We start from the raw sequence: 25337 nt of genomic DNA, 5'->3' as shown, positions 1-25337 counted from the left end.
TAATATGGCGGTTTTTATCGACCCATCATTAAAAGGCTATGCATTTGGGCGCCATTCTTTTTTCTTTCTGCTTGGTATTGGACTTTTATGGCCACCGTTAAAGATGTAGCGAAGCTCGCTGGCGTATCGACCGCGACCGTTTCTAGAGCATTGACTAACCCAGAGATGGTGTCACCAATCACTCGTCTTAAAGTAGAAAAAGCCGCTTCTGACGCGGGTTATTCACCTAACGGTCTTGCCAGAAGCTTACGTAAAAGTGAGTCTAAAACCATTGTCGTTGTGCTTCCCAATATAGACAGCACATTTTTTTCTGATGTCGTACACGGTATCGAAGCGCTCGCACATAAAAACGGCTACAAACTGCTCATTGGTGATGCGGGTAACGAGTCCTCTCGGCTGCGCAGTTACTTTGATCTATTCGACAGTAAACAAGTAGATGGTGTTTTATCGCTTTCTTCTGATGTGCCTGAATCTATGATTGTGAATAGTGCCGGTGAAGTAAAATTACCTATTGTGATTGCTGGTGAATATTTTTCCGACATACCGGTACCCACCGTGCATATAGACAATCACTACAGCGCAAAAAAAGGCGTTGAGTATTTGATTATGATGGGGCATTACAAAATAGCCTGCATCACAGGAAAAAGAAGCAATCCTGTATATAATGCCCGCGTAAATGGTCACACCGAAACCATGACAAAGTGGAAGCTCCCCTCTACCGAAGGTTATATTTTGGAATGCGATTTGTCTTACATCGCAGGCTACAACCTTGGCAAGCAACTATTGTCCTTAGACAATAAACCGTCCGCCATTGTTTGCCACAGTGACGAGGCTGCGATTGGCGTACTAAAAATAGCGCGAGAAATGGGTATTCCAGTCCCCAGTGAGTTGTCGGTTATTGGTTTTGATAATCTTGCGCTCAGTGAATATTGCGTGCCTGAATTAACCACGATTCACCAACCACGGCAGCTCATTGGAGAAACCTCAATGAAACTGTTGCTCGACATTTTATCGGGCAAAAAACCTAATCCTGAAATGACCCTCCCTACCCAATTAATTGTGCGAGAAAGCTCCTGCCCACCACCGATAGACCAGCGCTTACAAGTAGATTTATAACCGTTCATCACGCTGAGCAATACCCTACTTAACAGAGTAGTCTGCGCGCATCCGACTGGACTTAAATAACTTGAAGCTTTTACGACCCAACGCCTCACCATGAACTAACTATCTCTAACAAGAAAATAGGATATTTACTGAGCCAGATCAGGATTGAAACTAAAATACCTACACAAATACACAAAAGCACACCATACAAAACAACTAATATTTGATTTATGCTCTATTTTAGATCCAAATCAATACCTTTGACGTACTTAGGCTTGGGTCCTAAACTCGCTCAGAAATTAACCTTATTTTTCTATGGACGTAACATAGAATCACTAAAATCAAATGGAAACCAATAATGAAGACACCAATAGAAACCACTCTGAAAAATGATTTATTTATTTATCGTTTTTTACTTTTACAGATCCCTGTTTTGTTGATCAGTGGGCTGGTTGGAGCGGGGTCGTTTTCATTAACTTTGATAAGCTCAATTATCCTCTTTATGCTTACTCAATTTGCCTATACTTTTTTTAAAGGCAGTACAGCATTTTCTATATGCGCTGCTATCTTAGTGATGTTGACGTCATCTGCTTTGATTCAGAGCCAGCTTGGCATGATCGAGATGCACTTCCATATCTTCGCCACTATGGTCGTATTTTTAATCTACCAAAGTTGGAAGCCAATCATCGCGGCATTGTTAACCACTGCCATCTATCATATTAGTTTTATGTTTATTCAAATGGCGGGAACTCACATAGGTGACATGCCTATTATGATTTTTGCTGGGCCTCATACTATATGGGTGATGGTTGTACATTGTGTTTTTGCCATTAGTGAAGCAATTATATTGATTTATATGGCATTGCTAATGAAAAAAGAATCCACCTCAAATATGAAAATTGCCCATGCAATAGAAACCATCTCAAATAATAATGATTTATCAATCCGATTGACCAATCCTGCCTCAAACGCCGAAATTGCCTTTAACTCACTACTTGATAAACTGGGAAATCTGTTTACGGATTATAAAGGCATCGCGGATGAGTTAGTGGCTAGTAGTGGTCAAATTAAGAAAATCAGTGAAGAAGTAACAGATCATGTTGTTGCAAGTAACCAACGCGCTCAGCTGGTTGCGACATCAACGGAAGACGTTTCTCACACAATGCGATCCATTACTGTGAGCAGCTCTCAATCAGCCGACCTTATTAGAGAGTTAGAACAAGGCATTTTAGGTGACAGTAATAAAACCCTAGAAATCATGGAAGATATGCAGCTGTTATCAAAAAATACATCCTCTGTTTCAGACTCACTCAATTCGTTAACATCAGACGTAGAATCCATTACAAAGCTTCTTAACGCTATCAGAAGCATTTCAGAGCAAACCAACCTACTCGCTCTAAACGCCGCCATCGAAGCGGCAAGAGCGGGTGAAACTGGCCGAGGCTTTGCTGTTGTTGCGGATGAAGTAAGAACACTTGCAAAAAGATCCAGTGAATCCACAGACGATATAGAAAAAGTCCTCGCGAACTTGAATACAAGCGTTAACAATACTGTTCGTTCAATGGAATCAGGCAAGGAAAGAACATCAATCAGTGTTGACCACGCAGAGAAAATTTCAAAAGCATTATTAGAAAGGGCACACTCTGTAAGTAATGTAGCGCTGTCTAGTAAAAAAATTGCCCAAGAATCCGTTGAACAAGAAAAAGTAATTTCCTTAATCAATGACCAGATTGGAGAGAATGCCAAATCTATTAAATCTTTATCCGATTTGATGATCAGTCTTCAGCAAAGTAGCAAAGACATCACCTTGGTTACAAACACCTATGAAACCAAAGCAAACGTATTTAAAACGAAGTAAACGTTCATTTTAGAACTAAGAAAGGCTTTGTTGGTTTAACACAACAAAGCCTTTTTATTGTTTATGTGAACCTATTCATTTATACCTAGAACCTAATCGTATCGGCCTATTAGTGACAATATTCGTTAAGAATTAACTTCGGTCTGATGACCTTGTGCTTAAACGCAATTCATAATGCATTAAACTCAAAAGAGCAAACAAGACCTTTGAGGCCTTCGCCTCTCATGCACTACATAACAGACAAATCACCCTCCTCCCTCGCCTTGAAGAAAAAGGAGGGAATAAAAAAGACGCATCGCTGCGTCTTTTAAAAAACCATTCTAGTACTGGGTTCTATGCTATTTGCGTTCTTTTAAAGAACCCGCTGAAAAGGTAACAAATTCTTCTGCACTGGTAGGATGAACACCCACCGTGTCATCAAAGTCTGCTTTGGTTGCACCAGCTTTGATAGCGATGCCCAAACCTTGAATGATCTCGCCTGAATAGTCGCCGACCATGTGTGCACCAATGACTTTGTCATCTGTATTGTTAACCAATAACTTCATCAATGAACGAGCCGTGCCACCGCTTAATGTGTGTTTCATTGGGCGGAAGTCTGTTTGATAAACACAGAAGTCGATGCCGCGCGCTTCGGCTTCTTGTTCTGATAATCCTACGGTGCCGATGGCTGGTTGGCTGAATACGGCGGTTGGGATGTTGTCGTAATCAAAATCGACTTCTTTTCCATCGAACCAGTAAGCAATGAGTGCCATTGCTTCTTTGATCGCCACTGGCGTTAATTGGATACGATCCGTCACGTCACCTAACGCAAACACGCTGTTTACAGACGTGGTGAAGTTATTATCAATGATTACCGCGCCATTTTTACCGGTTTTAACACCCGCCTTCTCTAGTGCTAACGAACCAATATTTGGCACTCGCCCCGTCGCATAAAGGATCAAACCAAATTCTTCAGAGTGTCCGTCTTTAAAGTGAACAATGCGCGCGCCATTTTTGTTCGCCGCATCGGCCAATTCTATACGCTCAACATCGGTGTTTAAACGAACGTCGATACCAGACTTTTTATATTCTTCGCTGGCGAACGCTCGAACATCTTCGTCGAAGCCTCTTAGCAATTGGTCGCCACGATAAGCCAATGCGGTATCAACACCGAGTCCGTTTAAAATACCAGCGAATTCAACTGCGATATAACCACCGCCGACGACAAGGGCTTTTTTAGGAAGCTCGTCCAAGAAGAACATTTCATTGGAGCTAACAACGAAGTCACTGCCATTAAACTCTGGAATGTAAGGTTTGGCACCGACGGCGATGAGAATCCGCTCTGCTGTATACATTATGCCATCCACCGTCACAGTATGAGCATCAACAAAGCTGGCATAGCCAGAGATCAGTTCTACTCCGGCATTGCTCAGTAAGTTGCCATAAATACCATTTAATCGTTCAATTTCTTTGGTTTTATTGTCACGTAGAACAGACCAGTTAAATTGAGTGCCTTGATGCTTCCAACCAAAGCCTGCGGCTTCATCAAAGCCATGACCGTATTCTGAAGCGTAAACAAAGAGTTTCTTAGGCACACAACCAATATTAACGCACGTACCGCCTAATGCGCTGCCTTCTGCCACAGCAACTTTATAACCTTTAGATGCTGCAACACGGCTAGCACGAACGCCACCGGAACCGGCACCAATAACAAATAAATCGTACTGATAAGCCATTCTGAGTCTCCAAAATAATTCATAATGTAGTATGGAACAGTTTACCAGTCTGATCTCAATAGCAGAAGCGCCCAGAACAGCACCGCTAAGCCATTATCTCTTTAATAAAAATATCTGAAACCAATAAGGACTTGGATTCAGATATTAAATGTTACGCATTAGGTCTCTAAAATATCACCAAGGAAGCCTTCGCTCTATAAAGAAAAATGGACTTATTTATTAAGAGATAGATCTATCTATGCCTAAATCCCTTTATGCCTCTAACGCAACTGGGTATCATTAAGAAAATTCGCTATGGAATGATTCTCATGAAATTTGTCTCTTTTAATATCAACGGTTTGCGCGCTCGACCACATCAAATAGAAGCGTTAGTTGAAAAGCACGCTCCTGACGTAATTGGCTTGCAAGAAATTAAGGTTCACGATGACGCCTTTCCCCATGAGATTCCGGCATCGGTTGGCTATCATGCGTATTATTACGGACAAAAATCCCACTACGGTGTGGCGATTTTTAGTAAGCAAGAAGCCATAAAAGTAGAATACGGTTTTCCTGGCGATGAAGAAGACGCACAGCGTCGTATGATTATTGCTACTTTTGATACGCCACAAGGCCCCATCAAAGTATTGAACGGTTATTTCCCGCAAGGCGAAAGCCGCGACCATGAAACCAAGTTTCCAGCAAAGCGTAAGTTCTACGCGGATTTAATGGATTACCTTGCTTCTCATTCACCAGATGAAAAAATCATTGTGATGGGCGATATTAATATCTCGCCAACGGATTTAGACATTGGTATCGGCGAACCTAATGCAAAACGCTGGTTAAGAACGGGAAAATGCAGCTTTCTGCCAGAAGAAAGAGAATGGCTGAGTACGCTAACAAATTGGGGACTAACGGATACCTATCGCCAATTAAACCCGACTAAAAATGATCGCTTTAGCTGGTTTGACTATCGCTCGAAAGGGTTTGATGACACACCAAAACGCGGTTTAAGAATCGACGTTATTCTGTCTTCGAATGGCTTAACGCCATACCTAAATGAAGCGGATGTTGACTACGATTTGCGTGCACTTGAGAAACCCTCCGACCACGCCCCGATCTGGACAAGCTTCAATCTAAGTTAACAAAGAGTCATTAAGGCGGTCGCTGTGCAAATAACGTACAAAACAATATAATGGCCGCCCTGTATGATAAGAACAGCTACCAAACACAACTACTACCACATTTATCCACAGACAATGTGGATGGTTTTATTTTTGTCATAGAGCTTAGCGCGACAATACCCTATTAGAAACGAGAAAAGATCATGGAAAACGAAACACTTACAATGGAAGAGATGCTGCGCCAATCATCGCAAGCCGCTGTGTTTTTGAAGGCCCTAAGCAATGAAAATCGTCTGATGATTTTATGTCACTTACTGGATGAAGAGTTGTCTGTTACAGCGTTGAATGAAAAGCTGCCTTTAAGCCAATCCGCTCTTTCGCAACACCTTGCCGTATTAAGAAAAGATGGACTCGTCAGCACTCGACGAGTATCTCAAACCATTTTTTACAGCTTAGGTGACAGCAGAGTAAAAGAACTGATCCAAACATTGCACCGCCTTTTCTGCCCAACACTGTAAAATAAATATTAGTTACCTTTAAAAAAATGCTTGATCAATTCAGCCAACCGACTGAATACACTCAACAAGTTCCTCACGTACTTTATTGGCCTGACTTAGCATTATGATGGCTTTTTTCTTTGGAATGCCACCGTAGCCCTGCTTAGTAACCCAATTCAATGCGATTTCTCGCTGCTGCCGTTCAGAGTCTAATAAACTCGTTGCTGTATTAGACACGACTATTAAACCATTCACGCGCTCAGGGTATTTCACTGCAAAAGCACACGCCAAATACCCTCCCATAGAAAAGCCAAGTAAATTAATAGGATGCTCTGGCAATATTACTGCCAAAGCATCCACTATGGTTTCTATTGTCTCTTCCATAGGAATAGAGACATGCTTCAAAAATATCGACTCACCCAAAGCCTGTTGCGTATAGTGCCAAAGGCGTTCATCACACATAGTACCGGGTAGGCAATAAACGTTTGCTAACAAAACCTTCTCTCTTAAAAACTAAAATTGTATATCACGGATTCGTAGAAAGCTTGCAAACCTTGGGATGCCTCGCTCGGTGAAACCATGATATTTGTAAGTAACGTATTCGCCTAATTTAGGAGGAGTACGTCGCTCATCGTCGGAAAAGCCGCTGCCAATTTTGAAACGAATGCCAGACGGCATCTCAACCAGAATAGAACCCATCATGCCATCGTATTTTCCAGACCCGTTTAAGATTTTTATCACTTTCGCTTCTGCTTCCATGTGTGGCTTTAATTTAAGTAGATTGTCAGTTCTACCACTTTCAAAACGAGCCAATTTACGATGCAGTATCAAACCTTCTGCGCCTTTTTTTACATAGTCATCTAACACTCGATGAAGCTCTTGATTACTGGACACGGTAAATTGCTTGATAGGAATAACATGAGGAAGGTTTAGGTCAAGAATGAGCTGTGTGTATCGCTGGGACCTCTCTGCAAAGGTCATGGTTTTTTCTGCGTCTGGCGCATCGAATATCATATAGTGAATGTTTCGCCACTCGCTATCGACGGGGGTATTTTTTCTCACTGTCGACATGACAAATTCGAAATCATTGCGTTTAGACCAAAGCTCACCATCGAGCCAGACAGTAGGCAATTTATCCGTAAACCACTCAGGGGCATGGATTGGATTTCCCTGACGCGTCATCAGCACCTCTCCTGTCCAAATTGCGCGAATGCCATCGTACTTTTCACTCACCAGATAATCCTCTGCACGAGTGCTTTCTGAAAAACGTGTTGCTAATTGCACTTGAGGTAACGCAAACAAAAACACAGGAAATACCAATAGGCATACAGCCAAACACTTTTTAAACAACATTATTCACTCCTTTGACATTAATAAAATGCTATCCATAGCACAGAGTTACGCTAAACGATTTTATTTAAGGAATCAAATTTTAACCGACCTGATTCATCAACCAGTATAAAAAAGCCCATATTTGTCACCAAATATGGGCTTTGATTCTATAAGAAAGACACTATTTCGTGAGTGGCTTATTTACTCAGCTGAACGATCAGCTTGTTCATACGGCTCACAAACGTCGCTGGATCTTCTAGCTGACCACCTTCAGACAAGGTAGCTTGTTCAAACAACAACCAAGCCATATCAGCAAAACGTTCTTCATCAGATTCTTCATTCATCTTCGCCACAATCGGGTGATCTGGATTCACCTCAAGGGTCGGTTTAGATTCAGGAAGCTTCTGACCCGCTTGCTCAAGCAAACGACGCATCTGCATGCCCATGTCGTTCTCACCAACCACCAAACACGCTGGCGAGTTAGTCAAACGAGCGGTTGAGTTTACACTAGCTACTTTTTCAGCCAATACCGCTTTCATACGGTCAAGAAGTGGCTTCATTTTTTCCGCTTTCTCTTCTTTTTCTTTCTTCTCTTCTTCGTTATCTTGATCTGTTAAATCTAACTTACCTTTGGTCACATCTTGGAAAGATTTGCCTTCAAATTCTTGCAAAGAAGACATCATCCATTCGTCGATACGATCGCTTAGCAGTAGTACTTCAAAACCTTTCTTACGAAGAATTTCTAAATGCGGGCTGTTTTTCGCCGTATTGTGACTTTCCGCATAGATGTAATAAACCTTATCCTGACCTTCACTCATGCGCTCGATATATTGAGCCAAAGAAACAGTCTGTTCTGGTGCGTCGTTATTGGTTGAACTAAAGCGCAAAAGACCTGCAATTTTGTCTTTATTGCCCATGTCATCGGCTGGACCTTCTTTGATGACATTACCAAACTCGTCCCAGAATTTTTGATAATCTTCTGGTTCGTTTTTCGCCATCTTAGTCAGCATGTCCAATACACGTTTCGTCAATGCAGCACGCATAGAGTCAACCGCATGGTCATTTTGCAAAATTTCACGCGAGATGTTCAAAGACAGATCATTTGAATCCACCACACCTTTCACGAAACGCATGTAAGGCGGTAGGAACGCTTCCGCTTCATCCATGATGAACACACGCTGAACGTACAGCTTCAGGCCGCGTTGCATGTCGCGATTCCAAAGATCGTAAGGCGCTTTGGATGGAATATAAAGCAAGCTTGCGTATTCCAACTTACCTTCCACTTTGTTGTGTGACCACTTCAAAGGCTCTTGGTAATCATGAGAGATGTGCTTATAGAACTCTTGGTACTCTTCTTCTGTCACTTCATTACGAGGGCGCGTCCAAAGGGCTTTTGCAGAGTTAACCGCTTCAAACTCAGGCGCTTTACTTTCGTCTACTGGTTTAGGATTGCCCTCTTCATCCATTTCTGGGTAAACAGGCTTCTCCATCTCAACAGGAATGGAAATATGATCAGAATACTTAGTGACCAGATGGCGAAGACGGAAGTTGTCAGCAAAATCTTTTTCGTCGGTCTTAAGATGAAGCGTGATACGCGTACCGCGAGTTTCTTTGTCGATGTTCTCGATCGTAAATTCACCAGAGCCATCAGACACCCAACGTACCGCTTCACTTTCGGAAACACCAGCTCGACGAGTTTCAACCGTTACTTTATCCGCTACGATGAATGATGAATAAAAACCCACACCAAACTGACCAATTAGTTGACTGTCTTTTTTCTGATCGCCGCTCAGTTTCTCAAGAAAAGAAGAGGTACCTGACTTGGCGATTGTGCCAAGATTGGTAATGGCTTCTTCACGAGACATACCAACACCATTGTCATCGATAACAACGGTATTTGTTTCTTTATCGAATTCGATACGAACACGTAGATTAGGGTCTTCGGCGAGAAGGTCTGCGTTAGCGACAGACTCAAAGCGAAGCTTATCGACCGCATCCGATGCGTTTGAAATCAGCTCTCGTAGAAAGATTTCTTTGTTGGAGTACAAAGAGTGGATCATCAAATGAAGTAGTTGTTTTACTTCCGTTTGAAATCCTAACGTTTCTTTTTGAGTATCAGTTGCCATGTTGTAGCTTGCTCCTATTTGAATGAACCTTCGGTAAAAACCAAAAGTGTATTTCTTTTCACTTGTGCATCATAAATAAAGCCTATTACGGCGATTTCAAGAGGCGAGTGAATCAAAAGAAGGAAAAAGTCACAATATTTTTAGGGATAAAAGGTTGTAAGGCGTATTCAGAGAGAATCTAGCAACACGATGGATTATTTTATGATCAAATATTATGCTTTTTTACGGACTAGCGTTAGTCCGTCACCAATCGGAATAAGCGATAAATCCACCGTCATGTCTTGATGAATGGTTTTATTAAGTTCACGCACTATCTTTGTGTCTTTATCCGTAAAAGCGTCATCCGCCACATTGCCCCACCAAAGTGTGTTGTCGATCAACAGACAACCTCCTGGACGCAACAACTGTTTTCCTAACTGATAATACGCCAATAGGTTTTTCTTATCCGCATCGATAAAGATAAAGTCGAAAGACTCTGACTCGCTTTCTAGAAGCTCCGTCATAACCGGAAGCGCTTGATCACAATAGGTCGTTATTCGATCCATTACACCAGCTTGTTCCAAATAACGAGTCGCGATATCTAACCACATCTGTTTCTTTTCAATGGCCACCAAGGTCGCATTCTTTGGCATTGCCATGGCCATCGACAACGTGCTGTAGCCGGTAAAAACACCCACTTCAAGAATTTTCATCGGCGTTTGTAATTTAACAAGCAAAGCCAAAAACTGCCCAACTTCTGGCGACAATTGCATGCGCGCCATATGGTATTGCGCCGTTTCTCGACGCAAGGCTTTTAATACATCAGATTCACGAACAGACACGTCCACCAAATATTGATAAAGCCGGTCATCGACATTAACCGTTCGATTTACTGGCTTATCGTCTTCTGGCAAAGGTTTGGGGAAATTAGGAAGCATGAGATTTCATCACGAGTCCGCGGCTCAATGTTTTGAATGTTTTAGAACGAAACTCTCGACGATAAAGCACAGCAACCACCATCACACTGGCGGCCATACAGAAATAAGGCCCCAGAAACCAGCCACAAAATGCCATCGCAAAATAGTATGCGCGCAAACCGTAGTTAAATTGATTGGCTGCCAAACTACAAATTTGCGCCATGTGCATCGCGTATAACTCTCGTTCACTGTCTTCAATGCCGCGTTCTGTCGCCAGAGGCGCACTTCCAACCAACACAGAGCAAAAATTATATTGTCGAACCGACCATGTAAAGGTAAAAAAAGCGTAGGCAAAGATGATTACCAACACGATGATTTTCAACTCCCATTCTTGCTGACTCATAGGAGACAGAAGATAAAAGTCTGAAAGAATACCTAATGCTTTTTCTGAGTAATTAAAAGCGGTAAAAAGACCCGCAATGATAAGCAAACTGCTTGATGCAAAAAATAAACTACTGCGCTCTAAATTGGCCATCACAGACGCATCAGCAATTCGGTTATCTCGACGTAATAGGCGTGACATCCATGCCAATCTAAACTGATGCAATACACTCACTAGACAAGCACGGCGCCGAGAGTTGTATTGAGCATATGCAGCGTAGCCCCACCAACAGGCAAAAAAAACAAAAAGAGTAGCAATATCAAGGGTATTTAATTGTAAATAAACTGAACGACTTTCCATAATTACACTCTGCTTCAATAACAGTTTATATTGCCGATATTAGACCATTTTTCACATCGTATGTCCCTGTTTACTCTTATAAAATCCAGCAAACCCAGCAAGAAAATAAATCTAGATATCGCTTAAAAAAACTTGTATCAATCACAGATATCGGTATTATCCAGCCCGTCAACACGACATGCGGATGTGGTGGAATTGGTAGACACGCTGGATTTAGGTTCCAGTGCTTCACGGCGTGAGAGTTCGAGTCTCTCCATCCGCACCACTTACTCTTCTTATTTACCTCCCTTAGTTACTTCTATAAAAAAACCGAATCCATTGCTGAATTCGGTTTGTATAATGGTTTATTATTCTTATCACTTAAGCATTATTTCAACTTCCAAGCCACCTGCTTACCGGCAAAGAAAGGTACGATTGGATCGCCATTTGGCAATACAATACTGGCTGGCACTTCCCAAGATTCACGAACCAAGGTTACGGTTTCTGTATTGCGAGGCAATCCGTAAAAATCCGCACCATAGATACTCGCAAAGCCTTCTAATTTATCCAATGCATCCAATTCATCAAACACTTGTGTATACAATTCCAAAGCAGACCAAGCACTGTAGCAACCAGCACAGCCACAATCAGACTCTTTACGATGCTTAGCGTGTGGTGCGGAATCCGTTCCCAAGAAAAACCTCGGAGAGCCAGACTTTACTACGGCACGTAACGCTTCTTGATGAGTGCTACGCTTGAGCACAGGCAAACAATAATTGTGAGGACGCATACCGCCATCCAACATATCATTGCGATTTAGCAATAAATGCTGAGGCGTAATGGTTGCCGCAACACCGTCACGCGCAGACAAAACAAAGTCAGCGGCGTCTTTCGTTGTAATGTGTTCAAAGACCACTTTTAGATTGGGTACTCGACTAACAATTTTGACCATATGCTGATCAATAAATTCTTTTTCACGATCAAAAATATCAATGTGTTTCTGAGTCACTTCGCCATGAATTAACAACAACATACCGTTATCTGCTAGCGCTTCAAACACTGGATAAAGCGATTCAAGAGAGTTTACGCCTGAGTCTGAATTTGTTGTGGCGCCCGCTGGGTACATTTTTGCAGCTAACACCCCTGCTTTCTTAGCGTCTTTAATATCTTGAACCGTGGTTTTATCGGTGAGATAAATCGTCATAATCGGCGTAAAAGAGCTACCTGCAGGTCGCGCTGCTAAAATCCGCTCTTTGTAGCTTAATGCTAACTCAGCCGTGGTGACTGGCGGTACCAAATTTGGCATCACCACAGCACGCTCAAAACAACGCGCTGTCGCAGGAACAGTCTCAAGTAACATGTCTTGATCACGAAAATGCAAATGCCAATCATCTGGCTTAATTATAGTAATTTCGTTCATCACAGGCCTTTTTAGATAATTTATTAGAAGGTAGAGAGGGAAAAAGTATGTTAACAGAATCTATTCCGAAGTAGCAGAGTCAAAGCGCTCTGAGTACCGCTCATAAAAAAACCGAATCTTTATAAAAGATTCGGCTTTTTAAAATCAACAACTAGCAAAGCAGATTAACTGTCTTTACGCGGCGCTCTTGGACGACGTTCAGCGCGATTATTATCACGATCACGACCGCCAGCAGGACGCTTGCGCTCACCGGCATTTGATGGACGACGATCACCACCGCCACCAGCAGGACGCTTGCGAGTTGAAGGCGATGCTGCACGCTTATTCAATTCGTCGGCATTTTCTAGCTTAGCAATGTCAGTACGCTGTCCACAAATACGAGTTTTGCTTAACTTACCCAATACATCGGAGTCCAAGTTAGTCGGTAAATCAACCGTTGCAAAATCTTCATAAATTTCGATATGCCCAATGTAACGGCTTTCAATTTCCGCTTCATTTGCAATCGCGCCAACAATGTTTCCAGGTTTAACACCTGCACTGTACCCTACTTGAACAACATAGCGTGTCATAGACGTGCTTGGGTCATCTTTCAAAGGCATAGCTTCAGCGGTTACTGGGCGAACTTTACGCTCACGTGGTGCACGATCTGGACGGTCACCGCGGTCACCTCGATCTCCACGAGAGTTTTCGCGATCATCACGACGCTCTTTGCGTTCATGACGAACTTCCATTTCAGACAACAATAATGGCGTTTTACCTTGAGCAATATGAGCCAAAGCCGCCGCCATTTTCAATGGGTCAACTTCGTTTTCTTTCTGGTAGCTTTGTACAAGGTCCAAGAAGAAATCAAGATTTTCGTTGTCCATTGTGTCTGTGATGCTTTGCTTAAAGCGAGCAACACGATGTTCATTAATGTCTGATGCAGTTGGCAACGTCATGCTTTCAATTGGCTGACGTGTTGCACGCTCAATGGCTTGCAACATACGGCGTTCGCGGTGAGCAACAAACAAAATTGCTGTACCAGAACGACCGGCACGACCAGTACGGCCAATACGGTGAACATAAGACTCTGTATCGTATGGAATATCGTAGTTAACAACGTGACTTACACGCTCTACATCTAAACCACGCGCCACAACGTCAGTCGCAACAAGAATGTCAATTTGACCTTTCTTAATACGATCAACCGTACGCTCACGTAAATTCTGGCTAATATCACCATTCAATGCTTCACAAGCGTGGCCACGGGCACATAGCTTCTCAGCCAATTCAACCGTTGCCGCTTTTGTACGAACAAAGACAATCATGCCATCGTGTTCGTTCATCTCAAGGATACGAGTCAAAGCGTCAAGCTTATGCAAACCACTTACTGGCCAGTATTTTTGAGTAATCGTCATCGCTGTTGCTGTTTTTGTAACGATTTTAACTTCTTTTGGATTGTTTAAATGGCGGTTAGCCACCTGACGAATCACAGCAGGCATCGTTGCAGAGAACAAAGCAATTTGGCGAGTTGGCGGTGTTTGTTCTAGAACCCATTCGACATCATCGATGAATCCCATTCGTAACATTTCATCTGCTTCATCAAGAACTAGCGCTTTAAGACCATCTAGTTTTAATGTTTTACGACGAATATGGTCCATAACACGACCAGGTGTACCAACAACAACTTGAACGCCACGCTTAAGCTGACGAAGTTGAGTGTCGTATGACATGCCGCCGTAAATTGGCAAAACATGGAAATCTGGAAGGTGACGAGCATACGATTGAAATGCTTCAGCAACCTGAATAGCAAGTTCACGAGTTGGCGCTAACACAAGTAATTGTGTCGTTTTATCTGCGATATCAAGTCGAGATAACAAAGGAAGCGCGAACGCTCCTGTCTTACCAGTACCTGTTTGCGCTTGCCCTAGAAGATCACGACCTTCTAATAAATATGGAATACTTTCCGCTTGGATAGCAGATGGTTGTTCATAACCTAAGTCGGCAACTGCCTTAAGAACAGGGGCAATTAAGCCCAGCGAAGCAAATGTAGGCTGAGTTTCAGCATCAGACATGTAAATTAGTACCTTTTTTTGGTGAGTATAAGGCCTGTAATCATTTACATGCCTTAATAAAATTCCCTAGAATCCTTCGGACGAAAATCCGATGGCGAAGTATATACGAAAAAAGAAAAAAAAGCCAGTAGACTCCAAAATAAGATCCTACTGACTTCGTGTATTCTAAATTCAATTAGCGTTTTGAATCATCTGTTGCAGAGTCAATCATAATCGCCAACCAATGCATTTTAGGATTTGCTTCAAACGCCAACTTCATAATGATAGTAAGCGGAATAGATAGCAACATGCCAACTGGACCAAACACCCAACCCCATAACAGCAAAGAAAGAAAAACCACTAAGGTAGAAAGCCCTAACCCTTTGCCCATATAACGAGGCTCAATCATGTTACCAACAATTAAGTTAACCACTAAGAAGCCAGCACCAGTTAACCCAGCCGACAAGCTACCAAGCTGAACAAACGCTAATAACATTGCTGGTACAGCAGCAATGATCGAGCCAATGTTTGGCACAAAATTCAAAAGAAAAGCACAAACACCCCATAAAATTGGAAAGTCGACACCCAGCACCCATAACCAAATAGTTATTAGCACACCAGTTAAAATGCTCACCAATGTTTTGATCACCAAGTAACGATTCACGGAGTTAATAAAGGATTCAAACCACTCTATAGAATTGGACGCGTCGGTCACTGCCAGAGACAATTTCTTAGGCAATTCAACCGCTTCAAAAAGAATAAAAATTACGATCATCACCACCAAAATAAAATTGGTCAGCGCACTACCCAACCCTCTTAACGCGTTAGCAACCATCTGCATCAATGCCGAGGGGTCAATATAACCTTTCACCTGATCGTACGAAATATTCAGTCCTAGGTTATTAATCATGGCGATTACATTGGACATTTCTTCAGCAAAGCGTTTTTTATAATTTGGTAGCTGATTGGAAAATTCATCCAAAGAAGCGCCAACCAGCAACGCCAATGAACTAATGCCAATCAATATGACAAAAACCACTAATAAGATAGATAGCCAAGTAGGTAAACCGCGGCGGCGCAAGCTCGACATAGCAGGCGCACACACAATGGCAATGAACACAGACAACATTAGAGGAACGACAATCTGCGAAGCCGCCTTTAATCCGGCGATGATAATAATGAACGCGGCAAGACCAACAAGCCAATGGGTTCCTTTATGCTGTTCACTCATTCTAATTCCTTACAATGCGATCGGGTAAATGCTTTGAGCGTAGTCGGCCAGATCTTGCAGCATAATCTTTTTGGCTGCAGGTAGATCAGGTGTTTGAGCTATGTGATTAAGTTGGTCAAAATATTGTTCCATGTTAATAGATCCACCACCGTCTTTTTCAAGCAAACGAATTTGGCGATATTCTTCCCACTCAACTCGTTGTGACTCACTTAACTGATCTGGGTAATTACGACCAATATAGCGCATTAACATTTCAGGCAATCGACGGTCATCAAACGACATTGCCAATTCAGCCAAACTGTTCACCGGTGTCGAGCGAATGGCTTCCATTCTGGTTTTATCTTCACGCGAGAAAAAACCACCTATGTACAACATTAAATCAGGATCTTTTAAAATTGGACGCTCTTCCTGAACAAAGACATCACTTAATTTTGCAGCTAGACCAGCTTGCCCTTTAATGATGGCAAGATTATGACGACACACTTCTCCATCCAACGCCAAGCGCTTTACCACCTCAGCATCTTTCAGAAAAGTCGCTGGTGCTACCGCTGGCGACTTATTGTAATGAATGACTTTTAACGGCAACCTTTCTAGATCTCCCAATTCGTCCTTACGGGTAAATACTCGATGACGTATTTCTTCAACGCTTAAATCAATCAAAGGTTGAGCATCGGCCATTAAGTCATACACAATTACACCATTTTTATTGGTGGGGTGTGGCGCGACAGGTACAACAAAAGCAGAATAATGCTTTGCTTGACCAAACATCCCCGATATATGCAAAAAAGGCTTCATTCGAGCAACATCAATGAATTGCTGCAACTCGTGTTTTTGGCGCATTTTTAAAAAATAATCGAACAACCTAGGTTGCTTTGCGCGAATCAACTTCGCTATTTCAATTGTACCGTACACGTCAGACAACGCATCATGAGCTTGTTCGTGGGCTATTTCATTGGCTTTTGTTAACAGCTCAAGCTTCATAGAAACCTGACCATCATCACCTTTTGGCCAGACAATGCCTTCTGGCCGCATGGCATAGGTCATTCTAACTAAGTCGATCATGTCCCAACGCGAACAACCGTTTTGCCATTCACGCGCATATGGATCAATAAAGTTACGATAAAAACCATGTCGTACCACTTCGTCATCGAAACGAATGGAGTTGTAACCAAGCGCACAAGTACCTGGTAACGACAGTTCAGCTTCTACGGCTTGCATAAATCCAGCTTCACACAAGCCTTCTCTATTTGCATCTTGTGGGCTAATACCCGTTAACAAACATGCCTCCGGCTGGGGAAGAACATCTTCAGCCAGTCGACAGTAAAACATAACTGGTTCGCCGATAGGATTAAAATCAAGATCCGTCCTAATGCCTGCAAATTGCATTGGACGATCTCGTGCAGGGTCCGTTCCGGTCGTTTCAAAATCAAACCAAAAAAATGAAGTGGGGCCCGATGAAGTCACAAATAATTCCTGTTAGCCGTTAAATAAGACAGGTATTATACGCACCTTAAAGTGTATTTGGCGATGAGAGGAGTTGATCAATGCCAGTCCCAGTTAATTGTCCTTGTGGAACAGGAAGCCCTTATGAGATGTGTTGTGGCATGTACCACAACAATCCAGGCACAGCACCAACTGCAGAAATACTAATGCGTTCACGCTACACTGCCTTTGCCATCGGTGATTTCGACTACATCGCTGTCACACAGAAAATAAAAGAAACACCAGATCAATCCTCTGCTGATATAAAAGACAGCAACGAAAACACCCAATGGATTAAACTGGAAATTAATGAGACAGAAGAAGGCCTAGAAAAAGACAAAGCAGGCGTTGTGGCATTCTCGGCGCACTTTAAAGAAGGCAAGCACATTGGCCGCCTCAGTGAACGCTCTATTTTTAAGAAAGTTAAAGGGCAATGGCTCTATATTTCTGGCGAGCACGAAGTACAAAAAAACACCCCCCTAATAAACTCTGAAGCGATGAAAACAGGACGAAACGATCCATGTTTATGTGGTTCGGGTAAAAAATTCAAGAAATGTTGCGCGGTTAGTTAACTAACGGCGCCCCATTTATCTTTGATTACTCGCAGCTCTTCTTCAATAAGCAAAAAATGCTCAACCAATTCTGGGTCAAAGTGGGCATTGGCGCCTTTCCGTATATGCTCCAATGACTCTTCTACTGTCCAACTTTTTTTATAAGACCGCTTCATTGTCAACGCATCAAAGACATCTGCTAATGCAACAATACGGGCAGATAATGGAATACCTTTACCAGATAACCCAAACGGATAACCAGATCCATCCCACCTTTCATGGTGAGCAAGTGCGACTTCAGCCGCTAACTTAAACAGCGGAGCCTCACCTTTCTCTAAAATTTGATGCCCTAGAACGGTATGTTGACGCATTACCACCCATTCCTCTTCTGTCAGCTTGTTAGGAGACTTTAAAATCGAATGGGGAATGGCTACTTTTCCAGTATCGTGCATTGGTGCCGCTAGCCTTAACAGTTCAACTTGTGATTCTTCACAACCCGCCGCCCTAGCCAAAGCAGCACTATAATCTGCCATACGCCACATATGAACACCGGTATCGGTATCATTAAGATGGCCCACTTCACCAAGCATGCCAATTGCAGATTGCAAAGCATTATCGAGCTGTTTTGTTTTTTGCTCAACCAGTTGTTTATTACGAAGATTAGTTTCAGCCAATTTTAAATGCGTCGCCACTCTTGATAATGTCGTCAGTGGCGTAATCGGCTTGGTAATAAAATCGACACCGCCAACCTTAAAACCTTCTTGCTCGTATTGAGCATCGGTAACTGCCGTCAAAAAAATAATCGGAATGTCTTCTGTTCTCGGGTTTGATTTTAATATTTTACAAACCTCAAAACCATTCATACCAGGCATCATAATGTCCAGTAAAATAATATCCGGCATACAACGATCAATAATACTCAACGCTATTTTACCGCTTTTCGCTATTTTTACCTGATAATGTTCTGACAAAATATCCTTAAGTAAGTCAATGTTTTCAGGCATATCATCCACTATAAGAACACTCTTACGCAGGCAAACCAACTCTACTGGCATATCATTTAATATTAGCAATTCCTTTACCCTTTGAATTTTATATGAAAATATATTTTTTTAATGATTCGACTTTCAATAGTGCATCATTATAGTCATAGCTATTAATATCGCTAAGTATCTCAATAAGAAAATGAGTACCAGAGTAGTCCGAGTGATTTTCAATGATATTTTTAATATAAACATTTGAAGAGGAATCACCTTCAATCAACATCTCTTTCAACGCTTCCAAATCAAGTAACAATTTAAAAGTGCTTTCTTTTTCATTAGGATGCCCAACAATCAAATCTTTGTTATATCTTTCAATCCAATACTTTAATTTTTTAATTAACAAATATGGATCTAAAGGCTTAAACAAAGCATCATTAAAATAAAAACTCGTAAAATCATCGACATTTGAATTCAGAGAATCTGCTGTTAGTACAAGGATAGGTGGCTTCTTCTTATTTAAAGCGTAATGTATTTTTTCACTTGCCTTATACCCATCCATTACTGGCATATGAATATCCATAAGAATAAGATCATAAGAATTAGTTATTGCCTTTTCGTAGGCTTCTCGTCCATTTTCAACCCAATCGACAGACACCCCCATTTTATTAACAATGGCTATCACTATATCTGCATTAATTCTATTATCTTCGGCCAATAAAACCTTCTTCCCTTTCAATATAAAAGAATCGATTTTTTTTGATTCTTGAAAATCCACCATATGAACGCTTTTCGAATTAGAGGAAAAAACTTTTAATTTCTCCCCCATATTCGTTGGTGTAAAAAGGCCAGATGAATAAAATGTGCAATCACTAGCCCCATCTAAGAACAAAGCACTCTCTTTAAAAACCCGCTTCTGTATTTCTGTGAAATCATCTATTCGTGTGGAAAAACCCCTACTCACTAAAAACGGCACATTACAACCAACAATACTTTCTAACTTGCACTCAGTGTAATTATAAAAATTCATTTCATTCAGTAATTTAGAAGCAGAAATATCTTCACTTATCAAAGCAACACTTTCAAAAATATAAGAAGCAATTGTCAAATCTGGACAGTACGGAAGCACGACCAAAAATTGGCTGCCTTCATTTTCTTCACTTTCATAAGAAATATGGCCTTTTAGCAATGCGACTAATTTTTGGACAATACTTAACCCAAGCCCCGTCCCACCATAACGCCTTGTTGTGCTGCTATCCGCCTGCTGGAAAAAATCGAAAATATCAACACCATTACGAATGCCAATCCCTGTATCTCTAACCTCAATTACAAATTCATTTTCACCATTTTTATACACTCTGACAGCAACCGAACCAGAGTGCGTAAACTTGATAGCATTACTTACTAAATTAATAAGAATTTGCTGAAGCCTTGCTTGATCACCAATCAAATAATCGGGCATAGAAAAATCACGAGATATGGTGAAATTTAAACCTTTATTCTTAGCTGAACTATCGTTAATCTGATAAACATATTCAAGCATGTTATCTAAATTGAAAGAGCTTTCTTCAAGGTCTATTTTTCCAGACTCAATTTTCGAAAAATCCAAAATCCCATTAATAATACCGAGTAAATTAACCGCTGCTTTTTGAATTTTATTAATCTTATCTCGATCACTTTCTGTAAGATCACTGTCTATTAGTAAATAGCTAAAGCCTACAATAGCGTTCAATGGGGTGCGAATCTCATGGCTCATTGTCGCCACAAAATCAGATTTTGCTTTAAGAGAAAGTTTTGATAAATTAACGGCTATATCAAGCTCTTTCGTTAATTTTATAGATTTTCCATAAGATACATTAACTACCTTAAGTTGTTTAAAAAGCATAAACACAATAATTGCCATAGTGATGGCTAAGAGTGAGATTAGTGTAGAAAGGTAAATAAACAAATCTAATGAATCATTTCTGTGCTTTACTTTTTCGGCAGATCTTAACGCTAAAACGTCAAGAACCAAACGTTCAGTTTTATCCAGCAAAAGATCGCTTTCTTTGAATAAGATACCAATATTTAATTTTACTGTTTCAACAAAAAGCAAACTATCCATATATTTCAATTTCTCATCAAAATATGTGAAATTTTCACTCCAGCTTGGCATTCGATAAAACAATACGTTCAATTTACTTTTTTCTAAAATATTGACACGGCTATATAAAATATCAAAACGCAATTTAGCTTCTTTAAGGCGGCCTTCACTAAAACTAGCATCTAATAATTCGAGTGCGTTCCTCAGCTTCAGCGCCTCTCTATCCAGTTGATAGGAAGCCCACAACGCATCCTCTTCAACAACTGACATAATTAGATTTTGACGTTCAAAAAGCTGTGTGAAAGTCATTATCGTTGCACACATAAAAATAACGGCAGCAATCACTAAAATTAAAAATGGTGATAGTTTTTTATTTTTTATACATTTCAAACTAGAAGAAAAATAGAAACTCATAACAACACTACTCGACGTTTATCGCTTTTATCTGCCATACAGATCGATTATGAATCACTTCATTGTTTAATTCTGGAGACTCCTTGAATGGATAAAGTAGAAAGAGCGGCCCCTTATTTCTTACACCCATCGGTTTTCCGTTCATTTCCATAGCAAGAATGAGGTTATAGTCATAGCTATCTTGAACGGGCACTAATGCATTGTAATCATTAAGTGCTTGCACGAATAAAGTGTCAGATTTTGCACCAACTACCGCCAATAATGATCTCAGTAAAGGACCTTTGTAGGTGTCAATCCCCTCAGTCCAAGGTGTTTCAGTTTGCTGAGTAATTACGTCAAGATCCATCAGCATTTGACGGTCAAATTCGGCGGTTTTATTTGCGGTATTTGTATTAGAAATTGCGCCCGTTACAGTCAAAATCACTCGACCAGTTGGAACAGAAAGCTCTTTAGCTTGCAAACTCGAAAAAACCGTTAACCCAAAAGATATCAAAATTACAACAGAATATGTTTTCATCAAATGCACCTCTAAATGCGCGTCACATTACGACATTAGAAGAAATATACACACCATTTTCATCGATTGATTACGAAACAACACATGTTCTACACACAAAGAAAACAAAGGCAAAACAATAGACACAAAAAAGCCGCTATATAGCGGCTTTACTGGATAATAAAACGACAAGCATAATTTGAATTACGCCACTGAGCGCCCTTGAGATGCGACCCAAATACGAAACCAATCGTCATCACTTAATGTGATGGTCATAGCATCGACTGCCGCAGCCAAACGCGCTATTTTCCCAGACCCCATCACAGGGCAAATATCGGAAGGGTGTCGCAATAACCAAGCAACAACAACCTGATCAACAGCACAATCCATTTCCTCTGCGACTGTTTTTAATACTATTTGAACACGCTTGGCTTTTTCATCCGTGCCTGAAAAAATGTCGCCACCCGCAAAAGGCGACCAAGCCATTGGTGTCACCGCATGTTGTTGCACATGATCCAATGTCCCGTCTTCAAAATGTTGCAACGCCAAAGGAGACAACTCCACTTGATTAATAATCAGTGGCGCATCAAGACGAGACTGCAATAAATCAAACTGATTCGTCGTAAAGTTCGACACACCAAAATGCTTCACCTTGCCAAGGGTGAACAACAAATCAAACGCCTGCGCCACTTCATCAGCATTCATTAACGGACTTGGGCGATGCAGCAACAAAGTATCAATGTATTCACACTGCAGGTTTGCCAACGATCGATCCACACTCGCTAAAATATGCTCTGCACGATAGTTATAACGATGCACGTTAATATCAGGACGACTATTAGAAGGCAGCAAAATCCCACATTTTGTGATGATTTCCATTTTATCGCGCAATGCTGGTTTGTGCTTTAGCGCATTACCAAACAAGGTTTCGCACTGATAATCACCGTAAATATCAGCATGATCGAACGTGGTCACACCAAGGTCTAAACAGGCCTCGATAAAGCCCAACGACTCTTGAGAAGTCATGTTCCACTCTTCCATTCGCCAAAAGCCTTGTGCTAGGCGCGAACCTTCGAAACCCAAGGGGTGATATTGATGTCTCATGCGTTATCTCCTTTCCTACCATTATTTTAATGCTCGGTATTCTAAGTGATGACACACACAACACAAGCCAAAAAAAACCAGCATTCTCACGACGCCTTGCCTTAGGCAACTGACACAACTCATCATCGAAGGTATACTAGTTCGCATTCAAGACAGACCTCTTTTAATTAGAGCGACGCGACCACATACAAACGGACACTTTTTGGGCAATACCGAACACTTATAATTTACTCGCAGCGACAATCGCACAACAAACACAACACCACTGTGATGGACTTAATAATGAATTCAATTACGCTAGGCCCCCTTTCCAACGCAAATGGAGAGATCCAAATTCCGGGTTCCAAAAGCCTTTCTAACCGCATCCTACTTTTAGCGACGTTAGCAAAAGGCACCACAAAGATTACCAACTTACTAGACAGCGACGACATTCACCACATGCTAGAAAGCCTGACTAAATTGGGCGTTAAGTACAACTTAGAAGACAATGGAACAACCTGTATTCTAGAAGGGCTTGACGGCCCTATTCAGGCAGATTTTGGTGATTTATTCCTTGGTAATGCTGGCACCGCCATGCGCCCTCTTACTGCCGCACTTTGTCTTGGCAAAGGCGAATTCTATCTTCACGGCGAACCTCGCATGCACGAACGTCCAATTGGCGACCTTGTAGATGCACTACAAGCGCTAGGTGTAGACATTGCTTATGAAGGCGAAAAAAACTACCCTCCGTTGCGAATTAAAGCCAATGGATTGTCTGGCGGTGAAGTTTCCATCAAAGGCAATATTTCTAGCCAATTCTTGACGGCTATCTTGATGAGCGCACCTTTGGCGAAGAACGACTTAACCATCAAAGTTGATGGTGAATTAGTGTCTAAGCCATACATCGACATTACATTACATGTAATGAAGCAATTCGGCGTTGAAGTAGAAAATCAGAATTACCAAGCGTTTGTCGTCAAAGGTCAACAGACTTACCAAAGCCCAGGTGAAATCATGGTGGAAGGCGACGCATCTTCAGCCTCTTATTTCCTAGCGGCAGCGGCCATTGCCGGTGGTAAAATTAAAGTTCACGGGGTAGGCACAGACAGTGTGCAAGGCGATGTGAAGTTTGCAGAAGTGCTAGAAAAAATGGGCGCTAAAATCACCTACGGCCCAACGTGGATTGAAGCAGAACACAAGGAACTTAACGGCGTCGACTTAGACATGAACCACATTCCAGATGCGGCCATGACCATTGCCACGACAGCCCTTTTTGCCAAAGGTCCAACCACTATCCGAAACATCTATAACTGGCGCGTAAAAGAAACAGACCGTTTGTACGCTATGGCAACCGAATTGAAAAAGCTCGGCGCCGATGTCATCGAAGGTGAAGACTTCATTACCGTAACGCCCGTTGCAAAACTGAAGCATGCAGAAATCGATACGTACAACGATCACCGAATCGCCATGTGTTTCTCATTGGTTGCCTTCTCTGATACGCCAGTGACAATCAACGATCCGGGTTGCACCTCAAAAACCTTCCCAACGTACTTCGAGTTATTCAATACAATCGCCAGCTAAAAAGCTTACTTTGGCTTTCCCAAACAAAAAAAGCCCCAGCATTCTGGCTGGGGCAAGGCTCTCAATATAAAGGGAAGTGAGTTAGCTAAATATTACGATTGTGGTTGCACTGGTGTTTCGAGCTTTTCAATCTGTTGCGGCGTTAGTAATTCATACAATCCTGCTCGGTTTTTTGCGAAAGCAATAGTAAGCGCTTCCGTCAATTCTCCACTTTCTTCAGCAAGGTCATCCACTTTGTCCATGTAGTTTTTTGAACTTGGTGACAAACTGCTTAGTTCTACTTGAGTACTATGAAGCTGCTCTTGTATTGTACGAATAGCCTTACCATCTTTTTCAAAAAGATCAGACACTTTTGATTGTGTTTTTTCATCTAACCCAAGCTGCTGCGCCATACGGCTTGCGAGCTGTTCATGACTTGGGGCAGTATTCATTTGAGCTTCTGGTACAGTTTGACCCTGAACCGCTGCATTATTAGGCGCTTTCGTTTCAGCATAAGCGCTGACGGCCACGCCGGTTATAATCGCGGCACTCAAACCGATAACACCTATCATTCCTGCTTTTTTACGATTAAACATTGTTAGCTCCTTACGCTCTGTTTCCTGTTTGAATGAAATCTATTATGTCGATTTAATTG

21 protein-coding genes and 1 tRNA gene are annotated in these 25337 nt (G+C 41.7%); 7 read left to right on the top strand and 15 right to left on the bottom strand.

All coding sequences use genetic code 11. The features are described 5' to 3' along the window. Nucleotides 1-87 precede the first annotated feature (87 nt). Both MP3633_RS08775 and MP3633_RS08770 read left to right on the top strand, forming a co-directional pair. A complete protein-coding gene (locus MP3633_RS08775) occupies nucleotides 88-1116 on the top strand; it encodes a LacI family DNA-binding transcriptional regulator (RefSeq protein ID WP_176335253.1) in 1029 nt (342 codons plus the stop codon). A gap of 346 nt (nucleotides 1117-1462) precedes the next feature. After that, entirely contained in the window at nucleotides 1463-2962 is a 1500-nt protein-coding gene (locus tag MP3633_RS08770) for a methyl-accepting chemotaxis protein (RefSeq protein WP_176335252.1), read from the top strand. A gap of 338 nt (nucleotides 2963-3300) precedes the next feature. Here the strand turns inward: MP3633_RS08770 and gorA are convergent, their stop codons facing one another. Further along, nucleotides 3301-4677, bottom strand: a complete 1377-nt coding sequence (gene gorA, locus MP3633_RS08765) for a glutathione-disulfide reductase (protein ID WP_176335251.1) — start codon at nucleotides 4675-4677, stop codon at nucleotides 3301-3303. Between the two features lie 308 nt (nucleotides 4678-4985). On the opposite strand from gorA, the gene xthA reads away from it, so the two are divergent. Both xthA and MP3633_RS08755 read left to right on the top strand, forming a co-directional pair. Beyond that, on the top strand, nucleotides 4986-5798 hold the full coding sequence (gene xthA, locus MP3633_RS08760; RefSeq protein ID WP_176335250.1) for an exodeoxyribonuclease III: 813 nt from the start codon (nucleotides 4986-4988) through the stop codon (nucleotides 5796-5798). Nucleotides 5799-5980: 182 nt separating this feature from the next. Further along, nucleotides 5981-6295, top strand: coding sequence for an ArsR/SmtB family transcription factor (locus MP3633_RS08755; RefSeq protein WP_162690167.1), 315 nt, complete (start codon nucleotides 5981-5983; stop codon nucleotides 6293-6295). 39 nt (nucleotides 6296-6334) lie between these two features. On the opposite strand, the gene MP3633_RS08750 is transcribed toward MP3633_RS08755, so the two are convergent. The 5 genes from MP3633_RS08750 to MP3633_RS08730 form a co-directional block, all read right to left on the bottom strand. Further along, nucleotides 6335-6769 carry an alpha/beta fold hydrolase gene (locus MP3633_RS08750; protein ID WP_244959923.1) on the bottom strand — a complete coding sequence of 145 codons (435 nt, stop codon included), beginning with the start codon at nucleotides 6767-6769 and terminating at the stop codon, nucleotides 6335-6337. A gap of 18 nt (nucleotides 6770-6787) precedes the next feature. After that, nucleotides 6788-7627 (bottom strand): DNA ligase, encoded by an 840-nt coding sequence (locus tag MP3633_RS08745; RefSeq protein WP_176335249.1) that lies wholly within the window; start codon nucleotides 7625-7627, stop codon nucleotides 6788-6790. Nucleotides 7628-7803: 176 nt separating this feature from the next. After that, the gene (gene htpG, locus MP3633_RS08740; protein WP_176335248.1) at nucleotides 7804-9732 is read right to left on the bottom strand and encodes a molecular chaperone HtpG; all 1929 of its coding nucleotides are present in this window, start codon (nucleotides 9730-9732) and stop codon (nucleotides 7804-7806) included. A 212-nt stretch (nucleotides 9733-9944) separates the two neighbouring features. Further along, complete coding sequence (locus MP3633_RS08735) at nucleotides 9945-10649, bottom strand: O-methyltransferase (RefSeq protein ID WP_176335247.1); 705 nt, start codon at nucleotides 10647-10649, stop codon at nucleotides 9945-9947. Continuing rightward, entirely contained in the window at nucleotides 10639-11370 is a 732-nt protein-coding gene (locus tag MP3633_RS08730) for a DUF599 domain-containing protein (protein WP_176335246.1), read from the bottom strand. Before MP3633_RS08730 ends, MP3633_RS08735 begins: the two co-directional genes overlap by 11 nt. A 180-nt stretch (nucleotides 11371-11550) precedes the next feature. Here MP3633_RS08730 and MP3633_RS08725 point away from each other — a divergent pair. Continuing rightward, nucleotides 11551-11635 (top strand) — tRNA-Leu (locus tag MP3633_RS08725). Between the two features lie 102 nt (nucleotides 11636-11737). Here MP3633_RS08725 and pyrC read toward each other — a convergent pair. The 4 genes from pyrC to sbcB all read right to left on the bottom strand — a co-directional run bounded on the left by pyrC (nucleotide 11738) and on the right by sbcB (nucleotide 17497). Further along, nucleotides 11738-12769, bottom strand: coding sequence for a dihydroorotase (gene pyrC / locus MP3633_RS08720; RefSeq protein ID WP_176335245.1), 1032 nt, complete (start codon nucleotides 12767-12769; stop codon nucleotides 11738-11740). Between the two features lie 164 nt (nucleotides 12770-12933). Next, complete coding sequence (locus tag MP3633_RS08715; RefSeq protein WP_176335244.1) at nucleotides 12934-14823, bottom strand: DEAD/DEAH box helicase; 1890 nt, start codon at nucleotides 14821-14823, stop codon at nucleotides 12934-12936. Nucleotides 14824-14998: 175 nt separating this feature from the next. Next, nucleotides 14999-16033, bottom strand: a complete 1035-nt coding sequence (locus MP3633_RS08710) for an AI-2E family transporter (RefSeq protein WP_112139054.1) — start codon at nucleotides 16031-16033, stop codon at nucleotides 14999-15001. Nucleotides 16034-16042: 9 nt separating this feature from the next. Then, on the bottom strand, nucleotides 16043-17497 hold the full coding sequence (gene sbcB, locus MP3633_RS08705; RefSeq protein ID WP_176335243.1) for an exodeoxyribonuclease I: 1455 nt from the start codon (nucleotides 17495-17497) through the stop codon (nucleotides 16043-16045). Nucleotides 17498-17577: 80 nt separating this feature from the next. Between sbcB and MP3633_RS08700 the strand changes: the two genes are divergently transcribed. Beyond that, nucleotides 17578-18087, top strand: coding sequence for a YchJ family protein (locus MP3633_RS08700; RefSeq protein WP_176335242.1), 510 nt, complete (start codon nucleotides 17578-17580; stop codon nucleotides 18085-18087). Here MP3633_RS08700 and MP3633_RS08695 read toward each other — a convergent pair. From MP3633_RS08695 to MP3633_RS08680, 4 genes are all read right to left on the bottom strand, one after another. Further along, nucleotides 18084-19139, bottom strand: a complete 1056-nt coding sequence (locus MP3633_RS08695; protein ID WP_244959921.1) for an HD domain-containing phosphohydrolase — start codon at nucleotides 19137-19139, stop codon at nucleotides 18084-18086. The two genes, MP3633_RS08700 and MP3633_RS08695, sit on opposite strands and share 4 nt — an antisense overlap. Nucleotides 19140-19158: 19 nt before the next feature. After that, the gene (locus tag MP3633_RS08690; RefSeq protein WP_176335241.1) at nucleotides 19159-21543 is read right to left on the bottom strand and encodes an ATP-binding protein; all 2385 of its coding nucleotides are present in this window, start codon (nucleotides 21541-21543) and stop codon (nucleotides 19159-19161) included. 7 nt (nucleotides 21544-21550) lie between these two features. After that, nucleotides 21551-22060, bottom strand: a complete 510-nt coding sequence (locus MP3633_RS08685; RefSeq protein ID WP_176335240.1) for a putative pterin-binding protein — start codon at nucleotides 22058-22060, stop codon at nucleotides 21551-21553. A 183-nt stretch (nucleotides 22061-22243) separates the two neighbouring features. Next, on the bottom strand, nucleotides 22244-23143 hold the full coding sequence (locus tag MP3633_RS08680) for an aldo/keto reductase (RefSeq protein WP_176335239.1): 900 nt from the start codon (nucleotides 23141-23143) through the stop codon (nucleotides 22244-22246). A 282-nt stretch (nucleotides 23144-23425) separates the two neighbouring features. Between MP3633_RS08680 and aroA the strand changes: the two genes are divergently transcribed. After that, nucleotides 23426-24703, top strand: coding sequence for a 3-phosphoshikimate 1-carboxyvinyltransferase (gene aroA, locus MP3633_RS08675; protein ID WP_176335238.1), 1278 nt, complete (start codon nucleotides 23426-23428; stop codon nucleotides 24701-24703). 92 nt (nucleotides 24704-24795) lie between these two features. On the opposite strand, the gene MP3633_RS08670 is transcribed toward aroA, so the two are convergent. Then, complete coding sequence (locus MP3633_RS08670; RefSeq protein WP_176335237.1) at nucleotides 24796-25278, bottom strand: Spy/CpxP family protein refolding chaperone; 483 nt, start codon at nucleotides 25276-25278, stop codon at nucleotides 24796-24798. Between the last annotated feature and the right edge of the window lie 59 nt (nucleotides 25279-25337).

It is taken from the genome of Marinomonas primoryensis, assembly GCF_013372285.1.
GTDB lineage: Bacteria > Pseudomonadota > Gammaproteobacteria > Pseudomonadales > Marinomonadaceae > Marinomonas > Marinomonas primoryensis.
The sequence above is the reverse complement of the archived record's forward strand: the minus strand, read 5'-3'. Positions and strand labels throughout refer to the sequence as shown.